Annotated in this window: 24 protein-coding genes, 1 tRNA gene and 2 riboswitches; of the genes, 15 read left to right on the forward strand and 10 right to left on the reverse strand. The window is 74.1% G+C overall.

Annotated features, from left to right (window positions below; genetic code table 11):
- The 6 genes from thiD to thiE all read right to left on the reverse strand — a co-directional run.
- On the reverse strand, positions 1–700 hold a 700-nt coding region (gene thiD, locus ACPYOM_RS03750), incomplete at its 3' end, for a bifunctional hydroxymethylpyrimidine kinase/phosphomethylpyrimidine kinase (RefSeq protein ID WP_481344933.1).
- A complete protein-coding gene (locus ACPYOM_RS03755) occupies positions 697–1,365 on the reverse strand; it encodes a thiamine phosphate synthase (RefSeq protein ID WP_481344934.1) in 669 nt (222 codons plus the stop codon). The genes thiD and ACPYOM_RS03755, both read right to left, overlap by 4 nt.
- Positions 1,362–2,168 (reverse strand): thiazole synthase, encoded by an 807-nt coding sequence (locus ACPYOM_RS03760; RefSeq protein WP_481344935.1) that lies wholly within the window; start codon positions 2,166–2,168, stop codon positions 1,362–1,364. The genes ACPYOM_RS03755 and ACPYOM_RS03760 overlap by 4 nt, the downstream gene beginning before the upstream one ends.
- Positions 2,161–2,361, reverse strand: coding sequence for a sulfur carrier protein ThiS (thiS, locus tag ACPYOM_RS03765; protein ID WP_481342094.1), 201 nt, complete (start codon positions 2,359–2,361; stop codon positions 2,161–2,163). Before thiS ends, ACPYOM_RS03760 begins: the two co-directional genes overlap by 8 nt.
- On the reverse strand, positions 2,358–3,551 hold the full coding sequence (thiO, locus tag ACPYOM_RS03770) for a glycine oxidase ThiO (RefSeq protein ID WP_481344936.1): 1,194 nt from the start codon (positions 3,549–3,551) through the stop codon (positions 2,358–2,360). Before thiO ends, thiS begins: the two co-directional genes overlap by 4 nt.
- Entirely contained in the window at positions 3,548–4,294 is a 747-nt protein-coding gene (gene thiE, locus ACPYOM_RS03775; protein ID WP_481344937.1) for a thiamine phosphate synthase, read from the reverse strand. Before thiE ends, thiO begins: the two co-directional genes overlap by 4 nt.
- Positions 4,290–4,401, reverse strand: a riboswitch (TPP riboswitch). Its footprint overlaps the gene before it by 5 nt.
- Before the next feature lie 109 nt (positions 4,402–4,510).
- Here thiE and ACPYOM_RS03780 point away from each other — a divergent pair.
- From ACPYOM_RS03780 to ACPYOM_RS03795, 4 genes are all read left to right on the forward strand, one after another.
- Complete coding sequence (locus ACPYOM_RS03780) at positions 4,511–5,179, forward strand: GntR family transcriptional regulator (RefSeq protein ID WP_481344938.1); 669 nt, start codon at positions 4,511–4,513, stop codon at positions 5,177–5,179.
- A gap of 68 nt (positions 5,180–5,247) precedes the next feature.
- A complete protein-coding gene (locus ACPYOM_RS03785) occupies positions 5,248–6,267 on the forward strand; it encodes a 1-aminocyclopropane-1-carboxylate deaminase (protein ID WP_481344939.1) in 1,020 nt (339 codons plus the stop codon).
- A gap of 74 nt (positions 6,268–6,341) precedes the next feature.
- A complete protein-coding gene (locus ACPYOM_RS03790) occupies positions 6,342–7,625 on the forward strand; it encodes a glutamate-5-semialdehyde dehydrogenase (RefSeq protein ID WP_481344940.1) in 1,284 nt (427 codons plus the stop codon).
- Positions 7,626–7,692: 67 nt separating this feature from the next.
- Positions 7,693–8,388 (forward strand): class I SAM-dependent methyltransferase, encoded by a 696-nt coding sequence (locus ACPYOM_RS03795; protein ID WP_481344941.1) that lies wholly within the window; start codon positions 7,693–7,695, stop codon positions 8,386–8,388.
- On the opposite strand, the gene ACPYOM_RS03800 is transcribed toward ACPYOM_RS03795, so the two are convergent.
- Positions 8,373–9,473: a glycosyltransferase family 2 protein gene (locus ACPYOM_RS03800; RefSeq protein WP_481344942.1), complete on the reverse strand. Its 1,101-nt coding sequence runs from the start codon at positions 9,471–9,473 to the stop codon at positions 8,373–8,375. The two genes, ACPYOM_RS03795 and ACPYOM_RS03800, sit on opposite strands and share 16 nt — an antisense overlap.
- A gap of 97 nt (positions 9,474–9,570) precedes the next feature.
- Here ACPYOM_RS03800 and ACPYOM_RS03805 point away from each other — a divergent pair, with 97 nt between their 5' ends.
- From ACPYOM_RS03805 to ACPYOM_RS03830, 6 genes are all read left to right on the forward strand, one after another.
- Complete coding sequence (locus tag ACPYOM_RS03805; RefSeq protein WP_481344965.1) at positions 9,571–10,212, forward strand: DUF402 domain-containing protein; 642 nt, start codon at positions 9,571–9,573, stop codon at positions 10,210–10,212.
- On the forward strand, positions 10,205–10,426 hold the full coding sequence (locus ACPYOM_RS03810) for a transposase domain-containing protein (protein WP_481342139.1): 222 nt from the start codon (positions 10,205–10,207) through the stop codon (positions 10,424–10,426). Before ACPYOM_RS03805 ends, ACPYOM_RS03810 begins: the two co-directional genes overlap by 8 nt.
- A 2-nt stretch (positions 10,427–10,428) precedes the next feature.
- Positions 10,429–11,043, forward strand: a complete 615-nt coding sequence (gene nadD, locus ACPYOM_RS03815) for a nicotinate-nucleotide adenylyltransferase (RefSeq protein WP_481342138.1) — start codon at positions 10,429–10,431, stop codon at positions 11,041–11,043.
- Positions 11,040–11,447 carry a ribosome silencing factor gene (gene rsfS / locus ACPYOM_RS03820; protein WP_481342137.1) on the forward strand — a complete coding sequence of 136 codons (408 nt, stop codon included), beginning with the start codon at positions 11,040–11,042 and terminating at the stop codon, positions 11,445–11,447. Before nadD ends, rsfS begins: the two co-directional genes overlap by 4 nt.
- A complete protein-coding gene (locus tag ACPYOM_RS03825; protein ID WP_481344943.1) occupies positions 11,444–12,106 on the forward strand; it encodes a histidine phosphatase family protein in 663 nt (220 codons plus the stop codon). The genes rsfS and ACPYOM_RS03825 overlap by 4 nt, the downstream gene beginning before the upstream one ends.
- 115 nt (positions 12,107–12,221) lie before the next feature.
- Positions 12,222–12,294: transfer RNA gene (locus tag ACPYOM_RS03830), tRNA-Ala, on the forward strand.
- Between the two features lie 99 nt (positions 12,295–12,393).
- Here ACPYOM_RS03830 and ACPYOM_RS03835 read toward each other — a convergent pair.
- Positions 12,394–14,424, reverse strand: a complete 2,031-nt coding sequence (locus ACPYOM_RS03835) for a caspase family protein (protein WP_481344944.1) — start codon at positions 14,422–14,424, stop codon at positions 12,394–12,396.
- Positions 14,421–16,772, reverse strand: a complete 2,352-nt coding sequence (locus ACPYOM_RS03840; protein WP_481344945.1) for a CHAT domain-containing protein — start codon at positions 16,770–16,772, stop codon at positions 14,421–14,423. Before ACPYOM_RS03840 ends, ACPYOM_RS03835 begins: the two co-directional genes overlap by 4 nt.
- Positions 16,773–16,901: 129 nt before the next feature.
- A riboswitch (guanidine-III (ykkC-III) riboswitch) is annotated at positions 16,902–16,966 on the forward strand.
- 10 nt (positions 16,967–16,976) lie between these two features.
- Here ACPYOM_RS03840 and ACPYOM_RS03845 point away from each other — a divergent pair.
- The 4 genes from ACPYOM_RS03845 to ACPYOM_RS03860 all read left to right on the forward strand — a co-directional run bounded on the left by ACPYOM_RS03845 (position 16,977) and on the right by ACPYOM_RS03860 (position 19,727).
- Complete coding sequence (locus ACPYOM_RS03845; protein ID WP_481344946.1) at positions 16,977–17,291, forward strand: DMT family transporter; 315 nt, start codon at positions 16,977–16,979, stop codon at positions 17,289–17,291.
- Positions 17,291–17,644 carry a DMT family transporter gene (locus ACPYOM_RS03850; RefSeq protein WP_481344966.1) on the forward strand — a complete coding sequence of 118 codons (354 nt, stop codon included), beginning with the start codon at positions 17,291–17,293 and terminating at the stop codon, positions 17,642–17,644. Before ACPYOM_RS03845 ends, ACPYOM_RS03850 begins: the two co-directional genes overlap by 1 nt.
- Before the next feature lie 136 nt (positions 17,645–17,780).
- Positions 17,781–19,034, forward strand: a complete 1,254-nt coding sequence (locus ACPYOM_RS03855) for a neutral zinc metallopeptidase (RefSeq protein ID WP_481344947.1) — start codon at positions 17,781–17,783, stop codon at positions 19,032–19,034.
- An 81-nt stretch (positions 19,035–19,115) separates the two neighbouring features.
- Positions 19,116–19,727, forward strand: a complete 612-nt coding sequence (locus ACPYOM_RS03860) for a hypothetical protein (RefSeq protein WP_481344948.1) — start codon at positions 19,116–19,118, stop codon at positions 19,725–19,727.
- 42 nt (positions 19,728–19,769) lie between these two features.
- Here the strand turns inward: ACPYOM_RS03860 and ACPYOM_RS03865 are convergent, their stop codons facing one another.
- Entirely contained in the window at positions 19,770–20,144 is a 375-nt protein-coding gene (locus ACPYOM_RS03865; RefSeq protein WP_481344949.1) for a thioesterase family protein, read from the reverse strand.
- 138 nt (positions 20,145–20,282) lie between these two features.
- Between ACPYOM_RS03865 and ACPYOM_RS03870 the strand changes: the two genes are divergently transcribed.
- Entirely contained in the window at positions 20,283–20,930 is a 648-nt protein-coding gene (locus ACPYOM_RS03870; RefSeq protein ID WP_481342128.1) for a lysoplasmalogenase, read from the forward strand.
- Positions 20,931–21,092: the final 162 nt, after the last annotated feature.

Consider the following 21,092-nt stretch of genomic DNA (forward strand, 5'->3'; position numbering starts at 1 on the left):
CTCCGTCGTCGGCAGCGTCAGATGTGTATAAGAGACAGGTGCAGCCGGTGCCGTGGTCGTTGCGCGTCGGCAGCTCGGGGGAGCGCAGGACGTGGCTGCCGGACGCGTCGACGAGCACGTCGACGCGGTCCGTGCCGTCGCGGCAGGTGACGACGCCGCCGGTGACGACGACGGCCCGGCACCCGGTCGACTCCCGGAGGGCGCGGGCCTGCCGCGTCTGGCCGGCGACGTCCGTGGCGGGCCGGCAGCCCAGCAGGACGCCGGCCTCCTCGGTGTTCGGGGTCACCAGCGTCGCGTGCGGCAGGAGCAGTTCGCGCAGGGCCGCCGGCACCCCGGGACCGGCCAGCGGGTCCCCGCTCGTCGCGACGAGCACGGGGTCGACGACGAGTCGAGGGAGGCGTCCGAGCGCCGCGAAGCCGGCCACTGCCGCCACGACGTCGACGGAGCCGAGCATCCCCACCTTGACCGCCGCCGGCGCCAGGTCGCGCAGGACCGCCTCGACCTGCGCGGCGACGACGTCGGTGGGCACCGCGTGCACCGCGTGCACCCCGGTCGTGTCCTGGACGGTGACGGCGGTGACGGCGCTCGCGCCGTGCACGCCGAGGGCACCGAACGTCGCGAGGTCGGCCTGCAGGCCCGCTCCGCCACCGGAGTCCGAGCCGGCGACGGTCAGGGCGACGGGTGGCGTGGTGGACGTCATGGCGGGAACCCCCCTGAGGCAGTGACCGACTCGACGATGGCGCGGGTCGCGGCCATCGGGTCGGCGGCGCGCATCACCGGGCCCATGACGGCGACGCCGTCCGCCCCAGCGTCGAGACAGGCGCCCGCGTTCGACGCGTCGACCCCGCCGAGGGCGAGGACGGCGGGCAGCGTGCGGCGGACGCGTCGGGCGGTGGTCAGGGCCGCGCGCAGCCCGGTGAGGCCGAGTGCCGGCCCGTAGCCGGGCTTGGACCGCGTCGGTGCCACCGGCGAGAGCGTCGCGAGGTCGAGCCCGTCGTCGGCTGCTCGCACGAGGTCGGACACCCGGTGGCAGGACCGGCCGACGAGCCGCGCCCCGGCCAGCTCGGGGTCGAGCTCGCGGACCCGGTCGACGTCGCGGCTGGGCAGGTGCACCCCCACCGTGTCGAGCGGCACGGTGAGGTCCGGTGGCAGGGGAGCGGCGACGAGGAGCCCGGCCTGCGCCTCGGCGCAGAGCATCGCCACCGCCTCGACGAGCCGGGCCCGCTCGGGTGCCGGCAGGTCGCGCTCGCGGACGAGCACGCCGTCGGCGCCCCCGTCGAGCGCCAGCGCGACGACGTCGAGCACCGCGCGACCGGCGGGAACCTGGCTGCGGTCGGTGACGACGAGCACGCGTGGCGCGCTCACGCGTCGACCATCCCCTCGAGGGGCGAGGAGGCCCGGGCCAGGTGTCGCCGGGGGACCCGCCCGGCCAGCCGGGCCAGGCGCCCGGCCTCGACTGCGTGCCGCATCGCGGTGGCCATCGCGACCGGGTCCTCGGCCCGGGTCACCGCCGTGGCGAGCAGCACGGCGTCGCACCCGAGCTCCATCGCCAGCGCGGCGTCCGAGGCCGTGCCGATGCCGGCGTCGAGGACGACGGGCACGTCGACGGCGTCGCGGACCAGCTCGATCGCGTGGGGGTTGCGGATGCCGAGCCCGCTGCCGATCGGTGATCCGAGCGGCATGACCGCCGCACAGCCGACGTCGGCGAGCCGACGCGCGACGACCGGGTCGTCGTTCGTGTACGGCAGCACCGTGAAGCCGTCCCGGACGAGCTGCTCCGCCGCGTCGAGGAGCTCGACGACGTCGGGCAGCAGCGTCCGGTCGTCGGCGACGACCTCGAGCTTGACCCAGTCGGTGCCCAGGGCCTCACGGGCGAGCCGTGCCGTGAGCAGAGCCTCCCGGGCGGTGCGGCAGCCGGCCGTGTTGGGCAGCAGCCGGACCCCGGACGCGTCGAGGACGTCGAGCAGGCCACCGGTCCCGCCCCGCGGCACGCGCCGCATCGCCACGGTGACCATCTCCGTCCCGGACGCGCGCAGGGCGGCCGCGAGCACGTCGTGGCCCGTGGCTCCGCCGGTGCCGAGGACGAGCCTCGACCCGAACGTCGTTCCGCCCAGGACGAAGGGGTCTGCCGGGCCGGCCTGCGCGGCAACGGTTCCCACGTCAGCCACCTTGCAGGGCCGTGACCACCTCGACCCGGGAGCCCACCGGGACGACGGTGCGGGCCCACGCGGACCGCGGGACGACGACGTGGTCGACCGCGACCGCGACACCACGAGGTGGCACCCCGAGGTCCTCGACGAGGTCGTGGACGGTGGCGCCGGGGCGCACGAGGCGCTCCTCGCCGTTGACGTGGACGGTCACGCGTGCTCCTTCGGGTCGGGGGACGGGCAGAGTCGGACGGGGTCGAAGGCGAGGGCCGGCCGCGGGGGTGGGCGGCCGTCGACGTGGGCGGTGACCGTCTCGGCCGTCAGCGGCGCGAGCAGGACGCCGTCCCGACCGTGCCCGGCGGCCACGAGCAGCCCCTCGACGCAGGTCGGGCCCACGAGCGGGAGGTTGTCGGGCGTCGCCGGACGCAGCCGGGCCGTCGCCTCGCGGAAGTCCGCCTCCGCGAGCTCGGGCACGACGTCGACGGCGTCGTGCAGCAGGTCGTGCACGGCACCCGCGGTGACCGTGGTGTCCTCGCCGACGTCCTCGCTCGTGGCCCCGACGACCACCTCGCCGTCCGGTCGCGGTACGACGTAGACCTCACGGCCGTGGACCGTGGCACGCACCGTGTGGCCCAGCACGTCGCCGGTGGTGCCCAGCCGGAGCACCTGGCCCTTGAGCGGGCGGACGGGGACCGGGTGGCCGAGGGAGCGGAGGGCGGCCGGTGCCGACCAGCCCGCCGCGACGACGACCACGTCGGCGTCGATGTCGACGTCTGCCGCGGCGCCGCCCGGGCCGAAGCCGGTCCCGACGGGACGTGCCGCGACGGCCCGTCCGTCGCGCAACACCGGCTCCGCGGCCACGGGCAGCACGGTGCCCCCGTGCGCCACGAACGCGTCTGCGAGCGCCGCGACGACGGCCCGCGGGTCGACGGCGGCCTCCTCGAGACGCAGGGCTCCCGTGACCCGTGGGCTCAGCGCCGGTTCGAGGCGGCGCGCCGCCCGCGCCGTGAGCCGCTCGGCCCGGCAGCCGCGCCGTTCGAGGAGGTGGGCATGACGCGCGAGGTGCGAGGCGTCGTCGGCGTCGAAGGCGACGAGGAGCGTCCCGCGCGGCGCGAGGTCGAGGGGTCGTCCGGCGTCACGGGCCAGCTGGTCGGCGAACTCGGGCCACGCCCGGGCCGAGACGAGCCCCGCGGCCAGGAGGGCGTCCTGGCCGAAGACCGCCTCGCTCGCCGGTGCGACCATGCCGGCCGCCGCGTGGCTGGCGCCCGTGCCGAGGGCCGGGTCGAGCACGGTGACGACGTGGCCGCGTCGGGCGAGCCGCCACGCGCACGACAACCCGATGACCCCGCCGCCGAGGACGGCGACGCGCCGCGCGGGCGCCGGGTTCGGCTCCTCGGCCGTCACGACGCGGCGCCGGTCGACCCGTTCCCGACCGCCGACGCCAGGGGCGTCGACGGGTCGATCGGTGGTGGGGACCCCGAGGGGAGGGGCGGGTTCGTGTCCGCGCCGGCCAGCGCCCGGAGGAGCGCCGCCAGGGACGCGGCCGGGTCGGCCGCGGTGCTCAGTGCGCCCACGACCGCGACGCCGTGCGCCCCGGCCCCGAGCAGCGAGGGGACGCGGGACGCGTCGACGCCCCCGATCGCGACGACGGGCAGCCGGGTCGCGGCCGCGACGGCGGCGACGCCCGCCGGCCCGAGGGGGTCGGGCAGGCCGGGCTTGGTCGTCGTCGCGTACGCCGGACCGACGCCCAGATAGGTGGCCCCCTCCGCCTCGGCGGCCCGCGCGGTGGCCGCGTCGCGGGCCGTGGCGCCGACGACGAAGCCGGCCGGGACCAGCGCCCGCACCCGTGCGACCGGAAGGTCCGTGGCACCGAGGTGCACGCCGTCGGCGCCCGCGGCGAGCGCGACGTCGAGGCGGTCGTCGACGAGGACCAGGACGCCGGCCGGCCGGGCGACCGCCAGCACCCGGAGCGTCAGGTCGAGCGCGGCGCGGTCGGTCAGCTCCTTGGCGCGCACCTGGACGGCGAGCGACCGGGGCTCGGGGCAGGCCACGGCGGCCCGGACCTCGCGCATCGGGTCATGCCCGTCGCGGGTGTCGGTGAGGACGTGGAGCCGGGGGAGGTGCCCCGTCGGGTCGTGCGGCGTCATCGCGTCTCCTTGGTCCCTGCGCCGGCATGATCCGGATCAGGTGTGGACGGTCAGGGCCGCGTCAGCCCCCTCTCAGCCCGGTGCGCCGGACTCCCGTGAAGGACGTCACCCACCCTAGCCACCCGGTCGAGCGCCCGCAGTGCGGGGTCTCGGGTGGTGGACACGGCCGTAGGGCGCGGTGTTGACAGACCACCGTGGCGATGTGCAATATATCGCATGCCCATTCCGGCCGAGGTCGTGCCACCGCGGCCGTTGCTGCGCGACGACGTGCACCGGCGCCTGCGCGAGGCGATCGTCGACGGCACGTTGACGCCAGGGGAACAGCTGCGCGACCAGGAGCTCGCCGCGTGGCTGGGGGTGAGTCGCACCCCGGTCCGCGAGGCCCTGCTGCGGCTGGCCCAGGCCGGGCTCGTGCACGCCGCGCCGGGCCGCTCGACGACCGTCGCCGGCCTCGACGCGCGCGCCATCCGGGACGCGCAGGCTGTCGTCGCGTCGATGCACCGGCTCGCCGTCGAGCTCGCGGTGCCGCAGCTGGGCGCGGCCGACCTCGAGGCGATGCGTGCTGCGAACGAGCGCTTCGCCGACGCCCTGAGCCGCGGCGACGCCGACGCCGCCGTCGCCGCCGACGACGCGTTCCACGCCGTCACGGTGCGCGCCGCCGCCAACGCAGCCGTCGAGAGCGTCCTCGACCAGTTCACACCGGTCCTGCGCCGGCTCGAGCGGCTGCGCTTCGGCTCGCTGTCCGGACGGGCCTCGGTGGCGCTCCACGACCGCATCGTCGAGCTCTGCGCCGCCGGCGACGCGAGCGCCGCGGGACAGGCGGCTCACGAGACCTGGGAGACGCTGCGCCCGCTCATCGAGAGCCTCGAGTCCGAGAACGACTGAGCGCCAGAGCCTTCCATCCCTCGCTCGCACACGCGTCCGAGAACGCCCGCACCGCAAGGAGACCCACCATGTCGATCCACGACTTCGAGCGCTACCCGCTGACCTTCGGGCCGAGCCCGGTGCACCGGCTCGACCGCCTCACCACCCACCTGGGTGGCGCCGAGGTGTGGGCCAAGCGCGAGGACGTCAACAGCGGCCTCGCCTTCGGGGGCAACAAGACCCGCAAGCTCGAGTACATCGTCCCCGACGTGCTTGCCAGTGGTGCCGACACCCTCGTGTCGATCGGCGGCTACCAGAGCAACCACACGCGACAGGTGGCCGCGGTCGCCGCAAAGCTCGGCCTCCGGTGTCGTCTCGTCCAGGAGAGGTGGGTCGACTGGGACGACCCCGTCAACGACACCGTCGGCAACATCCTCCTGTCGCGGATCATGGGAGCCGACGTCCGGCTCGACCCGCACGGCTTCGACATCGGCATCCGGCCCTCGTGGGAGGAGGCCGTCGCCGAGGTCGAGGCGGCGGGCGGCACGCCGTACGCGATCCCCGCCGGCGCGTCCGAGCACCGCCTCGGCGGGCTCGGCTTCGCCGGTTGGGCCTACGAGGTGGCCGAGCAGGAGCGGGAGCTCGGCGTCTTCTTCGACACCATCGTCGTCTGCACCGTCACCGGCTCGACGCACGCGGGCATGGTGGCGGGCTTCGCCGCGCTGGAGGACGCCGGTGGCCGCCCGCGCCGGGTCATCGGCATCGACGCCTCCGCGACGCTCGAGAAGACCCGGGACCAGGTCGCGCGGATCGCCCGGCACACGGCCTCGCTCATCGGCCTGGAACGCGAGCTGCGCGACGACGAGCTGACCGTCCTGGCGGGCTGGGCCGGTGACCTCTACGGCGTCCCCGTCGAGTCGACCGTCGAGGCGATCCGGCTCTCGGGCCGTCTCGAGGGGATGATCCTCGACCCGGTCTACGAGGGGAAGTCGATGGCCGGCCTCGTCGACCTCGTGACCTCGGGGGAGATCCCGTCCGGGTCGACCGTCCTCTACGCGCACCTCGGGGGACAACCGGCCCTCAACGCCTACAGCGGCGTCTTCTCGTGACCCCCGCGCGGCGGCAGGTCCCACGTCGCGAAAGGCGTGCGTGGGACGCCGCCGGGCCGACCTACCCTTGGACCATGGAACGCACCATCGACCCCGCCGTCGTCGAGTACGTGACGCGGGTGGCCGAGGGCGCGCGTGTCGCGTCCCGCCGGCTCGCCCTCATGTCCCGCGCCGAGAAGGACGCCGCGCTGCTCGCGCTCGCGGACGCCGTCGACGCGGCCGCCCCGGCGATCGTCGCCGCCAACGCCGAGGACCTCGAGCGCGGTCGCGCGCAGGGCATGTCCGAGAGCCTCCAGGACCGCCTGCGCCTCGACGAGGAGCGGGTCGGCGCCGTGGCCCAGGCGCTGCGCGACGTCGCCGCGCTGCCGGACCCCGTCGGCGAGGTGGTCCGTGGCTCGACCCTCGCCAACGGGCTGCAGATCCGCCAGGTGCGGGTGCCGATGGGCGTCATCGGGATGATCTACGAGGCCCGGCCCAACGTCACCGTCGACGCCGCCGGGCTCGGCCTCAAGTCGGGCAACGCCGTCATCCTGCGCGGCGGGTCGGCCGCCGCCAGCAGCAACCACGCGCTCGTCGAGGCGCTGCGGGGTTCCCTTGCAGCCCAAGGCCTCCCGGCCGATGCCGTCAACCTCCTCGAGGAGGGCGGCCGCGACGCCGCGCGCGCTCTCATGACCGCCCGCGGCAAGGTCGACCTCGTCATCCCGCGCGGCGGTGCCGACCTCATCCAGACCGTCGTCACCGAGTCGACGGTGCCGGTCATCGAGACCGGCGTCGGGGTGTGCCACGTCTTCGTCGACCGGGCGGCCGACCTCGACAAGGCCCGGGCCATCACCCTCAACGCCAAGACGCACCGGCCGAGCGTCTGCAACGCGGCCGAGTCCCTGCTCGTGCACCGGGACGTCGCCGCGGACTTCCTGCCCAAGACGCTGACCGACCTCGCCGGCGCCGGCGTGCGCCTGCACGTCGGACCCGAGGTGACCGACTACGCCGAGGCGGCCGGCGCGGCCTACGACCTCGCCACCGAGGCCGACTTCGGCACCGAGTGGCACGGCCTCGAGATGAGCGTCGCTGTCGTCGAGGACCTCGACGAGGCCATGGACCGCATCCGCCGGTACGGGACCGGGCACACCGAGGCGATCGTCACCGAGGACCGGGGCGCCGCGCGGCGCTTCACGGCCGAGGTCGACGCAGCCGCCGTCATGGTCAACGCGAGCACGCGGTTCACCGACGGCGGCGAGTTCGGGTTCGGCGCCGAGATCGGCATCTCGACGCAGAAGCTGCACGCACGCGGGCCGATGGCCCTGCCCGAGCTGACGACGACCAAGTGGGTCGTCGAGGGGGACGGGCACGTGCGCTGACGCGGGTCGCGACCGTCCGGTGACCGCGCCGCCGCGCGCGCCGGCGCTGATGGCATGATGTGCCGTCATGGAAGGCACCGAGGTCCGCAAGCTCGCCGAGCTCGAGGACGAGCACTGGTGGTACCGCGAGCGGCGCCACCTGCTCGCGCGGGCCATCTCCGGTCTGACCCCCGGACGCGCCATCGACATCGGTGCGGCCGGTGGCGGCAACACCCGCGTCCTTCGCCGACACGGTTGGGACGCAGTCGCGTTGGAGTACGGCGCCGACGGTGCCGAGGTGGCCCACGAACGCGGGCTGGCCACCCTGCGGGGGGACGCGACCAACCTGCCGCTCGCCGACGACTCGCTCGAACTCGTCGTCGCCTTCGACGTCCTGGAGCACCTGCACGACGACGACGCCGCCGTCGCCGAGGTCCGGCGCGTGCTGCGTCCCGGCGGCACCTACCTCGTCGCCGTCCCGGCCGACCCGCGGCTGTGGTCGAGCCACGACGTCGCCGTCGACCACGTCCGCCGCTACACCCGCGAGGGTCTGCTCGACCTGCTGGACCGGGGCGGCTTCGACGTGGCCGACGTGCGGTCGTGGAACGTCCTGCTGCGGCCGGTCGTCGCCATGCGCCGCCGCAACAGCTCCGGCTCGGACCTCGAGGACCTGCACCCCGTGGTCAACCTCGGGCTGCGCGCCATCATCACCGCCGAGCGGTACCTGCCGGTGGGCGGGCTGCCCGGCGTCAGCCTCCTCGTCCGGGCTCAGCCGCGCAGCTGACCCGCCTGGGCGGAGCTGCGGCCGTCGTCGACGGTCCGGACCGGCTCGGCGGCGCCCGCGGTGTGCTCGGCTGCCTCGGGGCCGCGGCCGACGATGTGGGCGTCGGTCGGCTGCGCCGGCAGGGGCGTGTCGGTCGGACCGTGACCGGCGGCGGAGGCCGTCATCGAGTCGTAGGCGATGAAGTAGGTCGGCCGGCTCTGCATCTGGGCGTACATCCGACCGATGTACTCGCCGAGGATGCCGACGCAGACCAGCTGCACGGCGCCGACGGCCGAGACGATGGCGACCGTCGAGGTCCAACCGGCCACGGTGTGCCCCTGGGCGCGAGCCACCAGCGTGTAGATGAACAGCAGCACGGCGAGGACGGCACCGGCGAAGCCGGCGAAGGTCGCCACCCGCAGCGGGGCGGTGGAGAAGCCGGTCAGCGAGTCGAGCGACAGCTTGATCATCTTCATGAGCGGGTACTTCGAGTCACCCGCCGCGCGCTCCTCCCGCTTGTACTCGACGGTGTCGGACGGGAAGTTCAGCGCCGGGACGATGAAGCGCAGGACGCGGTTGTGCTCGGGCAGACCGTTGATGGCATCGACGGTGGCGCGCGACATGAGGCGGTAGTCCCCGGCGTCGGCGTGCGCGCTCGTCGGCGACATGACCTTGATGAGCCGGTAGAAGGACTGCGCCGACACGCGCTTGAACCACGTGTCCGTGGAGCGGTCGTTGCGCACGCCGTAGACGACGTCGACGCCGTCGTCCTTCGCCGCGGCGAGCATCTGGGGGATGATCTCCGGGGGGTCCTGCAGGTCGGCGTCGATCGTCACGACGTAGTCGCCACGGGCGCACACGAGCCCGGCCGAGATCGCGGCCTGGTGGCCCGCGTTCGCGCGCAGGCGCACGACGCGCAGCTGCGGCCACTCGCGGTGGTAGCGCTGCAGCAGCGCTGCGGTGAGGTCCTTGCTGCCGTCGTCGACCGCGACGACCTCGTACGGCGTGCCGAGACCGTCGAGGATCGGACGCAGCCGCTGGACGAGCAGGGGGAGCACCTCCTCCTCGTTGTACATCGGGATGACGACGGACAGCTCGGGAACCATGCGAACAAGGGTACGGCCGCGGATGGGTGCTCCCTGTCACGCCGCTGTGCGCCGGCTGTCGCGCTCGGGCGGATGCGGCACTAGCGTGCGCGGGGTGATGCGTCCGACCGGTGCCGCCGGCAGCGAGAGCGGGCCCGACGGGCCGGCGGGCTCCGGCCTGCCGCCCGGCGGGGTGGCCCCGGGCACCCCGGTCGCGGCCCGCTTCACCAAGTGGGGTGGGGGGCCGCACTGGCAGTGGACCGGGCGCTACATCGGCGCCGACGAGCACGGGCACTGGTGGTACGCACCGCCCGGCACCCGCTGCGTGCGGCCCGGCATGGACCTCCACGAGCCGTACGACTGGGTCTCCCTGGCCCCGAGGGGCCGCGGCTGGGCCGCGGGCTTCTACCCGGTCGAGAGGGACGTCGTCGTCTACGTCGACATGACGACGACGGCACACTGGCAGCGTCGGGACCCGGCCCTGGACCACTGGGGCGAGGACGGTCCCGAGTGGGAGGTGACGATGGTCGACCTCGACCTCGACGTCGTCCTCACCCGCGAGGGGCACCTCTTCGTCGAGGACGAGGACGAGTTCGACGAGCACCGGGTCGCCCTCGGCTACCCGCCCGAGGTCGTGAGGCTCGCCGAGGCGAGCCGCGACGCCGTGCTCGCAGCCGTCGGCCGTGGGGACGAGCCCTTCGGGTCCGTCGGCCACGCGTGGTTGCGCCGCGCCCGGACGATAGGCTGGCCCCATGTCTGATCGTGTCCTCGCCCTGGCCGCCGAGACGGAGGAGGCCACCCGCGAGCTTCCCATGCCGGTGATCGCCTACTTCATCATCGCCTTCACGCTGTTCCTCGTCGCCCTCGGCGTGACGTGGAGCTTCCGCAACACCGCCTACAAGGTGGGCCAGAGCCGCCAGCGCCAGCACGGCTCCCACGGCACGCCCGTCGACCCGAACGGACCGCACCACTGAGCATGCGCCTCGGCGTCATGGGTGGCACGTTCGACCCGATCCACCACGGCCACCTCGTCGCCGCCAGCGAGGTCCAGTCCCTCTTCGGTCTCGACGAGGTCGTCTTCGTCCCCACGGGGCAGCCCTGGCAGAAGGCCGACAAGGACGTCTCACCCGCCGAGGACCGCTACCTCATGACCGTCATCGCGACGGCGAGCAACCCCCGCTTCACCGTGAGCCGCGTCGACATCGACCGGCCCGGGCCGACGTACACGATCGACACCCTGCGCGACATCGCCGTCGAGCGACCGGACGACGAGCTGTTCTTCATCACAGGAGCCGACGCGCTCGCCGAGATCCTGTCGTGGAAGGACTCGGAGTCCCTCTGGGCACTCGCCCACTTCATCGGCGTGACCCGCCCCGGTCACGAGCTGTCCGACTCCGGCCTGCCCGAGGACCGGGTGACGCTCCAGGAGGTGCCGGCCATGGCCATCAGCTCCACCGACTGCCGCGCGCGCGTGGCCGCGGGCGAGCCGGTCTGGTACCTCGTGCCGGACGGCGTCGTCCAGTACATCAACAAGTACCGGCTCTATGCCGCGCAGACCGACCCCGTCGGTGCACCACAAGGAGACCAGTGACCGCAGCAGACCGTTCGCTCCAGCTCGCCAAGGCGGCCGCGGCCGCGGCCGAGGAGAAGATCGCCGAGAAGGTCGTCGCTATCGACGTCAGCGAGCAGATGCCGCTCACCGACGTCTTCGTCATCGCCTCGGCCGCCTCGGAGCGCCAGGTGGGCGCCATCGTCGACGAGGTCGAGGACCGCCTGCGCGAGCTCGGCAGCAAGCCGGTACGCCGCGAGGGGGAGCGCGAGGGCCGCTGGGTCCTCATCGACTTCGGCGACATCATCGTGCACGTGCAGCACGAGGAGGAGCGCGAGTACTACGCCCTCGAGCGGCTCTGGAAGGACTGCCCCGAGATCGACCTGACGCGCGTCGACGCGCCGGCCCGGCCCGGGGACGACGCCGCGTCCGACGACGAGGCGTGAGCGCCGCAGCGCCGGGCCGGCCGCGCCCGCGCCGCATCGTCCTGGTCCGGCACGCCGAGACGGTCGACAACGCCGCCCGCATCTGGCAGGGGCACAAGGACACCCCGCTGTCGGAGCGGGGGCTGGCCCAGGTGCGGGCCGCCGCGCCGCACCTGGCGGCGTACGAGCCGGCGCTCGTCGTCTCGAGCGACCTCCAGCGCGCCGCGTCGACGGCTGCGGCGATCGCCGCGCTGACCGGGCGCACCGTCCGGCTCGACGAGCGGCTCCGCGAGGTCCACGTCGGGCAGTGGCAGGGCCTGCACGCCGACGAGGTGCGCGAACGCTTCCCCGACGTCGTCGCCGCGTTGGACCGCGGGGAGGACGCCCCGCGCGGGGTCACGGGTGAGACGCGGGCCGACGTCGCCGCGCGCGCCGGTGCCGCGCTCCGCGAGGTGGCCGAGCAGCTGCGACCCGGCGAGACGGCCGTCGTCGTGGCGCACGGGGTGTCCGCGCGGGTCGCGGCGAGCGACCTCGTGGGCCTGGACCAGGACGTCGCCGACGCCGTGTTCCGGGGGCTCGACAACTGTCACTGGATCGAGCTCGTCGAGGTCGCCAAGAGCTTCTCGGAGCGTTCCCGGTGGCGGATCGGCGGCTGGAACCTCGGCCCCTGGACCGTCTGACCGGGTCGGCTGCGGACCCGGCCGGACCCGGTCCGGCGGTCCGTCACCGGATTTGGGATCGGGCCGAGGAACCCGCTATGGTTACGCAGTCGCCTCACGGAGACGACACCCGAAAGGGGCTGTGGCGCAGCTGGTAGCGCACCTCCATGGCATGGAGGGGGTCAGGGGTTCGAGTCCCCTCAGCTCCACACATCCAGAAGGACCGGACACGCTTGTCGTCCGGTCCTTCTGCATGTCCGAAGGACGCGGGGAACTCGGCAGGAGGCGGAGCGAAGCGAGCCGACGGCTCAGCGGCGCGGGCGGGTCGTGACGACGCGGACGGTGTCGGTGCGCCAGTCGGCCACCGAGCCGGTCCGGGCGGGCGTCGCCCGCCGGGTCCGGACGCTGCGCAGGACACCGTCGAGCGAGGTGCTCGGGTCGTTCGTGCCGGGGGCCACGGACGCGTCGAGCCCTCGCACGGTCGGGGCGGCCCCGGCCATGCCGGTCACCGGCACGGCGGTGACGTCGAGCTCGTCCTGCTCGAGGGTGCGGGGGTCGAACTCGAGGGTGCTGGTGACGAGCATCAGCACGTCGGTCACCGACACCGTGCCGGCCTCCCACAGGGCGTCGGACACCTGGCCGAGCAGGTCCACCGCCGTCGACTCGCCGGGGCCCAGGGCCACCGAACCAGCCGGGAAGGCGTCGGTGAAGATGCCGTAGGTCTCGGTGAGGTCGAGCAGTGCCGCCCACAGCGGGCCACCGGTCGTGTTCGTCAGCGTGACGGTGAACCGCGGTGGGCCCTGGGGCCCGTAACCGACCTCGAGGGTCCCACCTGCGCCGGCGGCCGTGGACGGGAGCGGGGAGCCCGGCGTCGTCACGGCGATCCGGACGGCGTCGGCGGGCAGGTGGGTCACCGGGTTGGTCAGCCCGGACAGGCGCAGCCAGCGAGCCACGTGCTCGAGTGCTGCCACGGTGCGCTGTTCCCGGCCGGTGCCCGCGACGACGGGCACGAGCGGACGCGGCACGCCGGGCCGGGTGATGACGAAGCCCCCCGGCGTGGACTCGACGACGAGCCCGGGGGAGTCGGCTCCCGGCTCGCCGGGGTCGACGAGGTCGACGAGCGTGTGGTCGGCCTCCTCCGCGGCTCGTCGCAGCGCCGCGGTGCCGGCGTCGTCGCCCATGACGCGAACCGTCAAGGGCCGCAGGGGGATCGACGTGACGACGGCCCGGTACACGAATGCGTCGTCGAGGACCGGGTCGAGGCGGACGATGCTCCGGTCCGGCAGCACCCGCGTCACGGTGGCGACAGCGAGGGGCGCGCCCGACGTCTGCCCGCTCAGGGGGTACACCGCGAGCTCGGTCGTGTCGTCGCCGATGGGTTCGGGCACCCCGTGCACGGCCCCGGAGTCGATCGACCACCCGTCCGGCAGGTGGCTCAGGGTCAGCGGTCGCGGCGTCGCCGGCAACGCGCCACCGAGGAAGGGCCGGTCCAGGTCCGCGGCGTCGGTGCTCTCGAGCTGCGGGTGCTGGTCGGCGACGCGGCCGAGGACCTCGGCCGTGACAGCCCGCATCACGTCGCGGTACGACGGGCAGCCGTCCGAGCCGAGCAGGACGGTCTCCAGGGCCGCGGACAGGACCCCGCGCTGTCGCCCGAGAACCGTGACCTCGCGGGCCTTCTCCGAGGAGCGGCACGCGGCGAGCAGGACGTGCCGGGCAGCCGGCGTCGCCCAGCGCGGGACCGCCCGGGTGCCACGGGTGAGGGTCCCGGCGCCCGCCTGCGCGACGACGGCCGCCTGCGCGACGACGCCCGGCAGGAAGGACGACGCGGGCCGCGGGCGACGGTCCTGGGGCGCCAGCCGGACGACCTCGTCGACCTCACGCGTGCCGCCGCCGGAGTGGCAGCAGTCGAGGACGACGAGCAGGTGGCATCCCGACGCGGCCACGCCCGCAGCCAGCGTCGCCACCTCCTTGTCGGCCAGGTCCCAGCCACCCTCGGACCGGCTGTCGACGCAGACGATCGTCTCGTTGCGACGGTCCGGCTCGACCGGCCACAGCTCCGGTGGCGTGTCCTGCTGGGAGCCGTGGCCGCTGAAGTAGAAGAGTGCCGTGTCGTCGGGCCCCGCACGGCCGAGGTGCTCGGTGAAGGCGGTGGTCACGCGCTCGCGGGTGGCCTCCGCGTCGGTGAGCACGAGCAGGTCGAGGACCTCGGGACCGACCCGACGGCGCAGCACGTCGGCGAAGACCGTGACGTCGTTGACGCAGCCCTGCAGCGCCGGGACGGGCGAGGTGTAGGCGTCGACCCCGACGAGGAGGGCGTGCAGGCGGCCGGGCACGCTCACCCCGAGTCGCCGAGGGCGAGGGTCTGCCACGTGCCGGGGTGGTTCTGGTTGGCGCGTGAGCGGCTCGAGTTGCTGCTCAGCATCGTCCGCAGTGCCCAGTCCGGACCGGAGCCGCGAGCGTCGCTGACGTCGAGGTTGAAGGCCAGCACCTCGCCGCGTCCCGGTGGCACGGACCGCCCGACCTCCGACCACGGCACCCGTGCCTCGAGCTCGTAGCCGGTCCTGCCGACGCGGGCGACGACGTCGATGCGGGGACGGCGTGCGCCGGTGGGGAACACGACCTGGCCCTTCGAGGTCGTGCCGACGACGTTGACCGCGGCCGCAGCGCCCCGGTCGCCGTCGTCGAGCAGGCCCAGCACGACGTGGAAGTCCTTGCCCCTGCGCAGTGGAGCCGACGCCGAGAGGGCCCGCGGGTCGGGGCCGATCTCGAAGGAGACGGCGTCGCCGCGCCACCACTGGCTCGGCTGGCCCGCGAGGACGGCGGTGTGGGTCGGGTCGGTGACGAGGGCGTGCAGGAACAGGGCGTCCTTGTCCCACAAGGCCTGCCACGTCACCGACAGGCCGTTGACGGGCACCCGCGCGAAGTCGGGGATCGGGGTCGTCACCTCGTGGTCCGTCACGGAGCGCCAGTCGTCGAAGGAGCCGTCGACGACCGGCGCGACCGGCGCGCAACCGATGGTCAGCTCGGTCGGGCCCGGGTCGACCGAGCTCGAGCCGCACGCCGCGGCGACGAGCGGGTCGGCCTTCTGGAGCAGGGAGGGCAGGGTGCGCCAGGCGACGACGCCGAGGACGACGAGCATCGTGAGCACGCCCAGGCGCACCCAGCTGCCGATGCCGTGGCTCCGGTTCCCTTGCCGGTGTTGCGGTTCCGAGTGCACGGGCCCCCGCGGCTGCGGTCTCGGCCGCGGTGTCGTCGACGGCTTCGGCAGCGTCTGCGGCTGCCCTCCCAGGAGCGTCTCCTCGGCGCCGTGCGGGAACGTCTGCGGTCGCGGGTCCGGGCCGACGGACGCCCCCGGACGCGTCGACGCGTCACCCGCGCCGGCGGGGCGCACGCGCTCGATGAGCTCGGTGACGTCGGCGTAGTCCGGCCGCTCGGCGGCGATCTGCTCGAGCATCGGCAGGGCCGTCGTCCTGTCCTCCGCGGCGATCGCCCCCTGCGCGGCCGTGTAGAGCGAGGCGAGTCGGGCGTCGCGCGCTCGCGGGTCGTCGGGCGAGGCGCTGGTGCCCCGCTGTCCGTGGGGCCGGCCCCCGACGAAGGCGAACGGCTGCTCGGAGCCCGAGCGCAGCAGCACGGCCGTGCCCCACTCGGCGGCCTCGTCGGACACCGCCATCGCCTTGCGCACCTCGCACATCGCAGCGTCGATGCCGAGACCGCGAGTGAGGAACCAGTAGAACTCGTGGCTGAACACGAGCGCCGCGCGGTCGGAGATCTCCGTCTGCATCGCCACGACCGCGGGCAGACCCTGGCGCACGAGGGCCTGCCCGACGCCGGAGAACGCGTCGCGGCCGGACGTCCGTGCACCCTCGCACGCGTTGAGGACGGCCAGCTGCAGGGTCCGGGCGTCGTGCAGGAGCGTTCCGAGACGGGCCCCGCTGACCCGGTGGGCCGTCCCGTCCTCGTTCTCGAGCGCGAGGACGCCCTCCTGGGCTCCGTCGTCGAAGCCGCCGTGCCCGATGAAGTGGAAGACGTGGTAGTCGTCGAGCAGGGCCCGCTGCAGCGCCGTCAACGTCGCGTCCTCGACGACGACGATCTCGAGCAGGCCGGCGGCGACGAGGTCTCCCGTCGTCGCCTGCAGCAGCTGCTTCTCGCGGTCGACGGCGAGCGGCTCGAGGTCCGAGGGGCTGCTGACCATGACGAGCACCCGCAGCGGCGGCTCCACCGTCACGACGGGCGGCCGGTCGAGCGCGTCGAGCAGCCGCACCACGGGCGTCTCCTGGGACAGCGCGACGAACCGTTCGAGGTCCGCGTCGTAGAGGTACTCCCAGGGCACGGGGTCGAGGTCGGGCACCGCGTCGAGGCGTAGTCGCAGCCGCAGGCTCCGCCCCTGCGAGGTCGCGGTGGCGAGGCTGCCGCGGAAGGCCCGCCCGACGTCGCCACCGAGCAGCGCCTCGGCCAGCCGGCGCCCGTAGTCGCGCACGTCGACGACGCGCGACTCCGCGGGGACGAGGCGGCGGGACGTGACGCGAGGGGGCCCGACGGCGACCATGAAGCGGGCCAGGTCGGCGGCGCCGAACGGCAGGACGAAAGGCGTGGACGCCTGCCCCGCAGGGGAGTCGAGCACGTGCACCGCGTATCCCTGGCCCTCGCGGGTCAGGGCGACGTCGAAGTCGAGGTAGTCGCCGCTCATGGCTGGTCCCAGGTGGTCGAACCGAACCGTCACCTCACGGTAGTGCGAGGGCGGTGTCCTGATACACGGTTCGGGCCAGGCTGCCACCGGGCGGGCCCGGTCGCCGGTCGCCGGTCGCCTACCATGGGACCCGAGCGCGTCGACCGCGCTGCGGACGAGGGAGCCGTACCCGCACAGCGACAAGACGGCCGGATCGGAAACGCCGTGCACTGGCTCGTCCTCGTCCTGTCCGGAGGCCTCGAGGCCGTCTGGGCCACCGCGCTCGCCGCGTCCGACGGCTTCCGGCGGCCCCGCGCCACAGCGCTTTTCGCCGTCTCGCTCGTGGTGAGCATGGCCGGTCTCGCATGGGCGATGACCGGCCTGCCCGCGGGGACCGCCTACGCGGTGTGGGTCGGCATCGGGGCGGTCGGCACCATCGCCCTCGCCGTGGGCCGCGGGACCGAACGGCTCGGCACGCCGCGGGCCGTCCTGCTCGTCGTGCTCGTCGGCTGCATCGTCGGCCTCAAGGCGGTGGCGTGATGCCGTGGGCCGTGCTCCTTTCCAGCGCCCTCCTCGAGGCGGTGTGGGCCTCCGCGCTCGCCGCGTCCGAGGGGCTGACGCGTCCGGTACCGGCCCTCGTCTTCCTCGCCGCCGGGGTCATGAGCATGGTGGGTCTGGCGCGCGCGGCGCGCTCCATCCCCATCGGCACGGCCTACGCGGTGTGGACCGGGGTCGGGGCCGCGTTGACCGTCACGTGGGCGATGCTCTTCGGCGGCGAGGCCTTCTCCGTCGCCAAGGTGCTGCTCCTCGCCGGCGTCGTGGCGGCCGTCATCGGCCTCAAGGTCGTCGGCTCGCCGGTGCGGCGTCCGCCCGGTGGTGGCACCGCCCGGTGAGCCGCCGGTCCCCGGGCAGGGTGCGGATCGTTGCTCCCGGTTCAGGCGGTTTTCGACCCGATTGCCCCTCTTCGCCGCGATGATGAGGGCAGTGCTCGCGGCACGGGGCCGGGGGCAGCACCGAAGGAGCCCCCACGTGCCCAAGCGCAAGTCCTGGTCGCTCGCCCTCGTCACGTCGCTGACGCTCACCCTCGGCGTCGGCGCCGGGGTCGCCACCGCGGCGCCGACCGCAGCGGTTCCGGCGACGGGCGCCGCAGCGGCGTCGAGCACCACGTTCGTCGCCGACAACGGCTACTCCTACGACCTCGTCCACGGGACGACCGACGACCCCCGGGCCGCCGCCCTGCTCGCCCGGGCCCGGGCCTTCCTGCCGGCGGACTGGCACGCGCGCCGCCAGGCGGCGGTGGCCCGACTCGGCGTCGAGGCGTCCGCGCCGCGCGAGGCCCTGGAACGAGCCATCGACCCGACCCAGTACCAGTGCGCACCCACGCACCTCGACGCCTACGTGGACGGTCTGCTCGCCCACGTCGACTTCGCCGACCTCTTCTTCCTCGCGACCACGGGCGCGCTGGACCTGCCGACCTACGACGCGATCCTCTTCGGGTCCTCCGACGACGACCGGTACGCGCTGCAGCGCGACTACCGCAACGAGCTGACCCGCTCGTTCCGCGCCGCCCAGTCCTTCTGGGACACCGACGGGTCCGACATCCAGCTCATGGCGATGCACGGTGCCGTCATGCGCGACGAGACGCGCATGACGCGCACCCTGGCCGTGCTCTACGGCGCTCCGGAGTCAGCGGTGGCCGGCCTCGCCTCGCTCATCCGCGAGGTCGTCGCGGGCGACCCCGGTCTGCAGGACGGCGAGAGCCCGCTGTTCACCCTCAACGCCTTCGCGTTCAGCGCCGCGGGCGAGACCGACCCCGCCTTCGCCGGCCTGCCCGACAAGCTGGTCTTCGGCGACGGCATCCTCGCGGCCCTCGGGGCCATCGGCGTCGGTGACGTCGGCCCCCGGGCCGTGCTGGGCCACGAGTACGCCCACCACGTCCAGTACGACAAGGGCCTGTTCGCCTCGCCGCTCACGGGGCCCGAGGCCACGCGTCGCACCGAGCTCATGGCCGACGCCTTCGGCACCTACTTCGTGACCCACAAGCGGGGTCTGGCCCTCAACGCGGCCCGCGTGCTGGAGGCCGAGCAGTCGTTCTACGAGGTCGGCGACTGCAGCTTCACCAGCGCCGGCCACCACGGCACGCCGAACCAGCGGCTGCGGGCCTCGACGTGGGGTTGGTCCGTCGCCGACGACGCCCAGAAGCAGGGGCAGGTCCTGCCCTCGCTCACCCTCGACGCCCGGTTCGAGGCGGTCCTGCCCGAGCTCGTCGCCCCCGACGCCTGACGGGCGGGCGCCCGACGCCCGAGACCCGCGGTGCCCTCGTCGATCCTCGACGAGGGCACCGTTCGCACTAGGGTTCGGGCCATGGGTTCCTGGTGGCTGGAGGCGATCGGCTGGATCGGCTCGGCCGTGCTCGTCTGGTCGCTGCTGCAGACCCAGCTGCACCGCCTGCGGCTCATCAACCTCGTCGGCTGTCTCGTCCTCATCGGCTACAACACCGCCAACCACGTGTGGCCGATGGTCGGGCTCAACGTCGTCCTCGCCGTCATCAACGTCTACCACCTGACGCGCATGGCCCGGGACAAGCACGACCCCGCCGCGTACGAGGTGCTCGAGGTCGCCGGTGACGACACCTACCTGCGCCACGTGCTCCGGGTGCACGAGGGCGACATCCGGCGGTTCAACCCCGACTTCGTCCACGACCCCTTCTCCGGGGACGTGTGCTACCTCGTCCTCAAGGGCGACGAGACCGTCGGGGCGGTCCTCGTCCACGACGCCGGGCACGGTACGGCGCAGCTGCTCCTCGACTGGGTGACACCACGGCACCGCGACCTCTCGCCCGGAGAGTTCGTCCTCGGCGGCGACGGGCCGCTGCGGCACCGCGGGTTCCGCCGGTTCCTGCCCCCTCCCGACATGGTCGAGCCGTACTACGCAGGCCTGGGCCTGCGCCGCGACGGCGACGCCTACGTCCTCTGACGCGTCGGGCCGGCGAGGCGTCGGGCCGGGTGGCCGGTCAGCTCAGAGCACGCGTTGGCACTTCGCCATGAAGCGGTCCGGGTCGACGACCGCGCGGTGCACCTCGCCGAAGGCGATCTCCTCGCCGTCGGCGTCCTTGGCGCTGAGGTGGCAGACGAGCCGACGGCCGTCGTTGATCGGCTCGGCGCACATGATCGTGATCTCGGAGCCGACGGCGCTGCCCTTGACGTGCTCGATGACGATCTTCGTGCCGACCGTGGTGTGGTCCGGGTCGATGCTCTGCCGGCACACCTGGAAGGCGGCGTTCTCGCACCACGTGGCGAGACGCGGTGTCGCCAGCACCTCGAGGTCTCCGCTGCCGATCGTGGCGGCGGTGTCGTCGGGGGTGACCGTGTGTTGGAACTTGCGCATCGGCATTGGAAGAGTCTGGCAGACAACCGTGAGGACGCCGACTCCTGCCCGCCGGCCGTGCGCGCGGGGCGTGCGCGACGGGCGTATCTGGCGATCCTGCGTGTCGGAGCCCGGCGGCACGGCGAGGCTGGGAGTGTTGGCCTCGTGACCACCCACCTCTGGGTCCTGTCGGTGGCCCTCGGCGTCGCGGCGCTCATCAACTGGGGTGCCGTGCTGCGAGGTGAGTACGTCGTCGAGCGGCTGACCAAGCCTCTGGTCGTGCTGCTCCTCGGTGGTCTCGCGTGGTCCCTGCACTGGGAGGGGGCGGCCCCCGGGTCACCGACCCTGCTGCCGGTGCTCGTCGCGCTGGGGTTCAGCCTCGTCGGTGACGTCGCCCTGCTCACGGCGACCGAGACGCGGTTCCTCATCGGCGTCGGCGCCTTCTTCGCCGTGCACGTCGCCTACGTCTGGGCGATCCTCGAGACGCCGACCCGGCCGGGGGTCCCGTGGTGGCTGGTCGCCGCGGTGCCGGGTGCCGTGCTGCTGCACCGGCTCTTCGGCCGCGACATCGTGCGCGGGTCGGGGCCGCAGCGTGGGCCGGTCTTCGTCTACCAGCTCGCGCTCATCGCGCTGCTGCTCGTCGCGGCCTGGAAGGGCGACTGGCTCGTGCTGCTGGGCTGCCTCGTCTTCGTCGTCAGCGACACGGTGCTCGGTCACGACCGGTTCGTCCACGAACGACGCTGGGCCCCGCTCGTCGTCATCGTCACCTACCACGTCGCCCAGGTGCTCATCGTCGTCGGCCTCTTCCGCTGACCCGCTGTCGCCGCGAGGGCCCGGACCCACGGTGGCCGGTCGCGTCGGCGGGGGGAGGGCCTGCTGCGCTAACCTTGGGCCATGGCTGGTCTGCTCCTCCTTGCGCAGCCGCGTTGAGCAACGTCGGGGTCACCCGACATCAACGCGGCTTCCCCTCCTGTG

Source organism: Monashia sp. HAY1-2A (genome assembly GCF_056755315.1).

Coding starts and splice junctions, on each gene's coding strand:
- thiE (WP_481344937.1), bottom strand. CDS start 4,294: ATGACGCCGCACGACCCGACGGGGCACCTCCCCCGGCTCCACGTCCTC.
- ACPYOM_RS03780 (WP_481344938.1), top strand. CDS start 4,511: ATGCCCATTCCGGCCGAGGTCGTGCCACCGCGGCCGTTGCTGCGCGAC.
- ACPYOM_RS03785 (WP_481344939.1), top strand. CDS start 5,248: ATGTCGATCCACGACTTCGAGCGCTACCCGCTGACCTTCGGGCCGAGC.
- ACPYOM_RS03790 (WP_481344940.1), top strand. CDS start 6,342: ATGGAACGCACCATCGACCCCGCCGTCGTCGAGTACGTGACGCGGGTG.
- ACPYOM_RS03795 (WP_481344941.1), top strand. CDS start 7,693: ATGGAAGGCACCGAGGTCCGCAAGCTCGCCGAGCTCGAGGACGAGCAC.
- ACPYOM_RS03800 (WP_481344942.1), bottom strand. CDS start 9,473: ATGGTTCCCGAGCTGTCCGTCGTCATCCCGATGTACAACGAGGAGGAG.
- ACPYOM_RS03805 (WP_481344965.1), top strand. CDS start 9,571: ATGCGTCCGACCGGTGCCGCCGGCAGCGAGAGCGGGCCCGACGGGCCG.
- ACPYOM_RS03810 (WP_481342139.1), top strand. CDS start 10,205: ATGTCTGATCGTGTCCTCGCCCTGGCCGCCGAGACGGAGGAGGCCACC.
- nadD (WP_481342138.1), top strand. CDS start 10,429: ATGCGCCTCGGCGTCATGGGTGGCACGTTCGACCCGATCCACCACGGC.
- ACPYOM_RS03840 (WP_481344945.1), bottom strand. CDS start 16,772: ATGAGCGGCGACTACCTCGACTTCGACGTCGCCCTGACCCGCGAGGGC.
- ACPYOM_RS03850 (WP_481344966.1), top strand. CDS start 17,291: ATGCCGTGGGCCGTGCTCCTTTCCAGCGCCCTCCTCGAGGCGGTGTGG.
- ACPYOM_RS03860 (WP_481344948.1), top strand. CDS start 19,116: ATGGGTTCCTGGTGGCTGGAGGCGATCGGCTGGATCGGCTCGGCCGTG.
- ACPYOM_RS03865 (WP_481344949.1), bottom strand. CDS start 20,144: ATGCCGATGCGCAAGTTCCAACACACGGTCACCCCCGACGACACCGCC.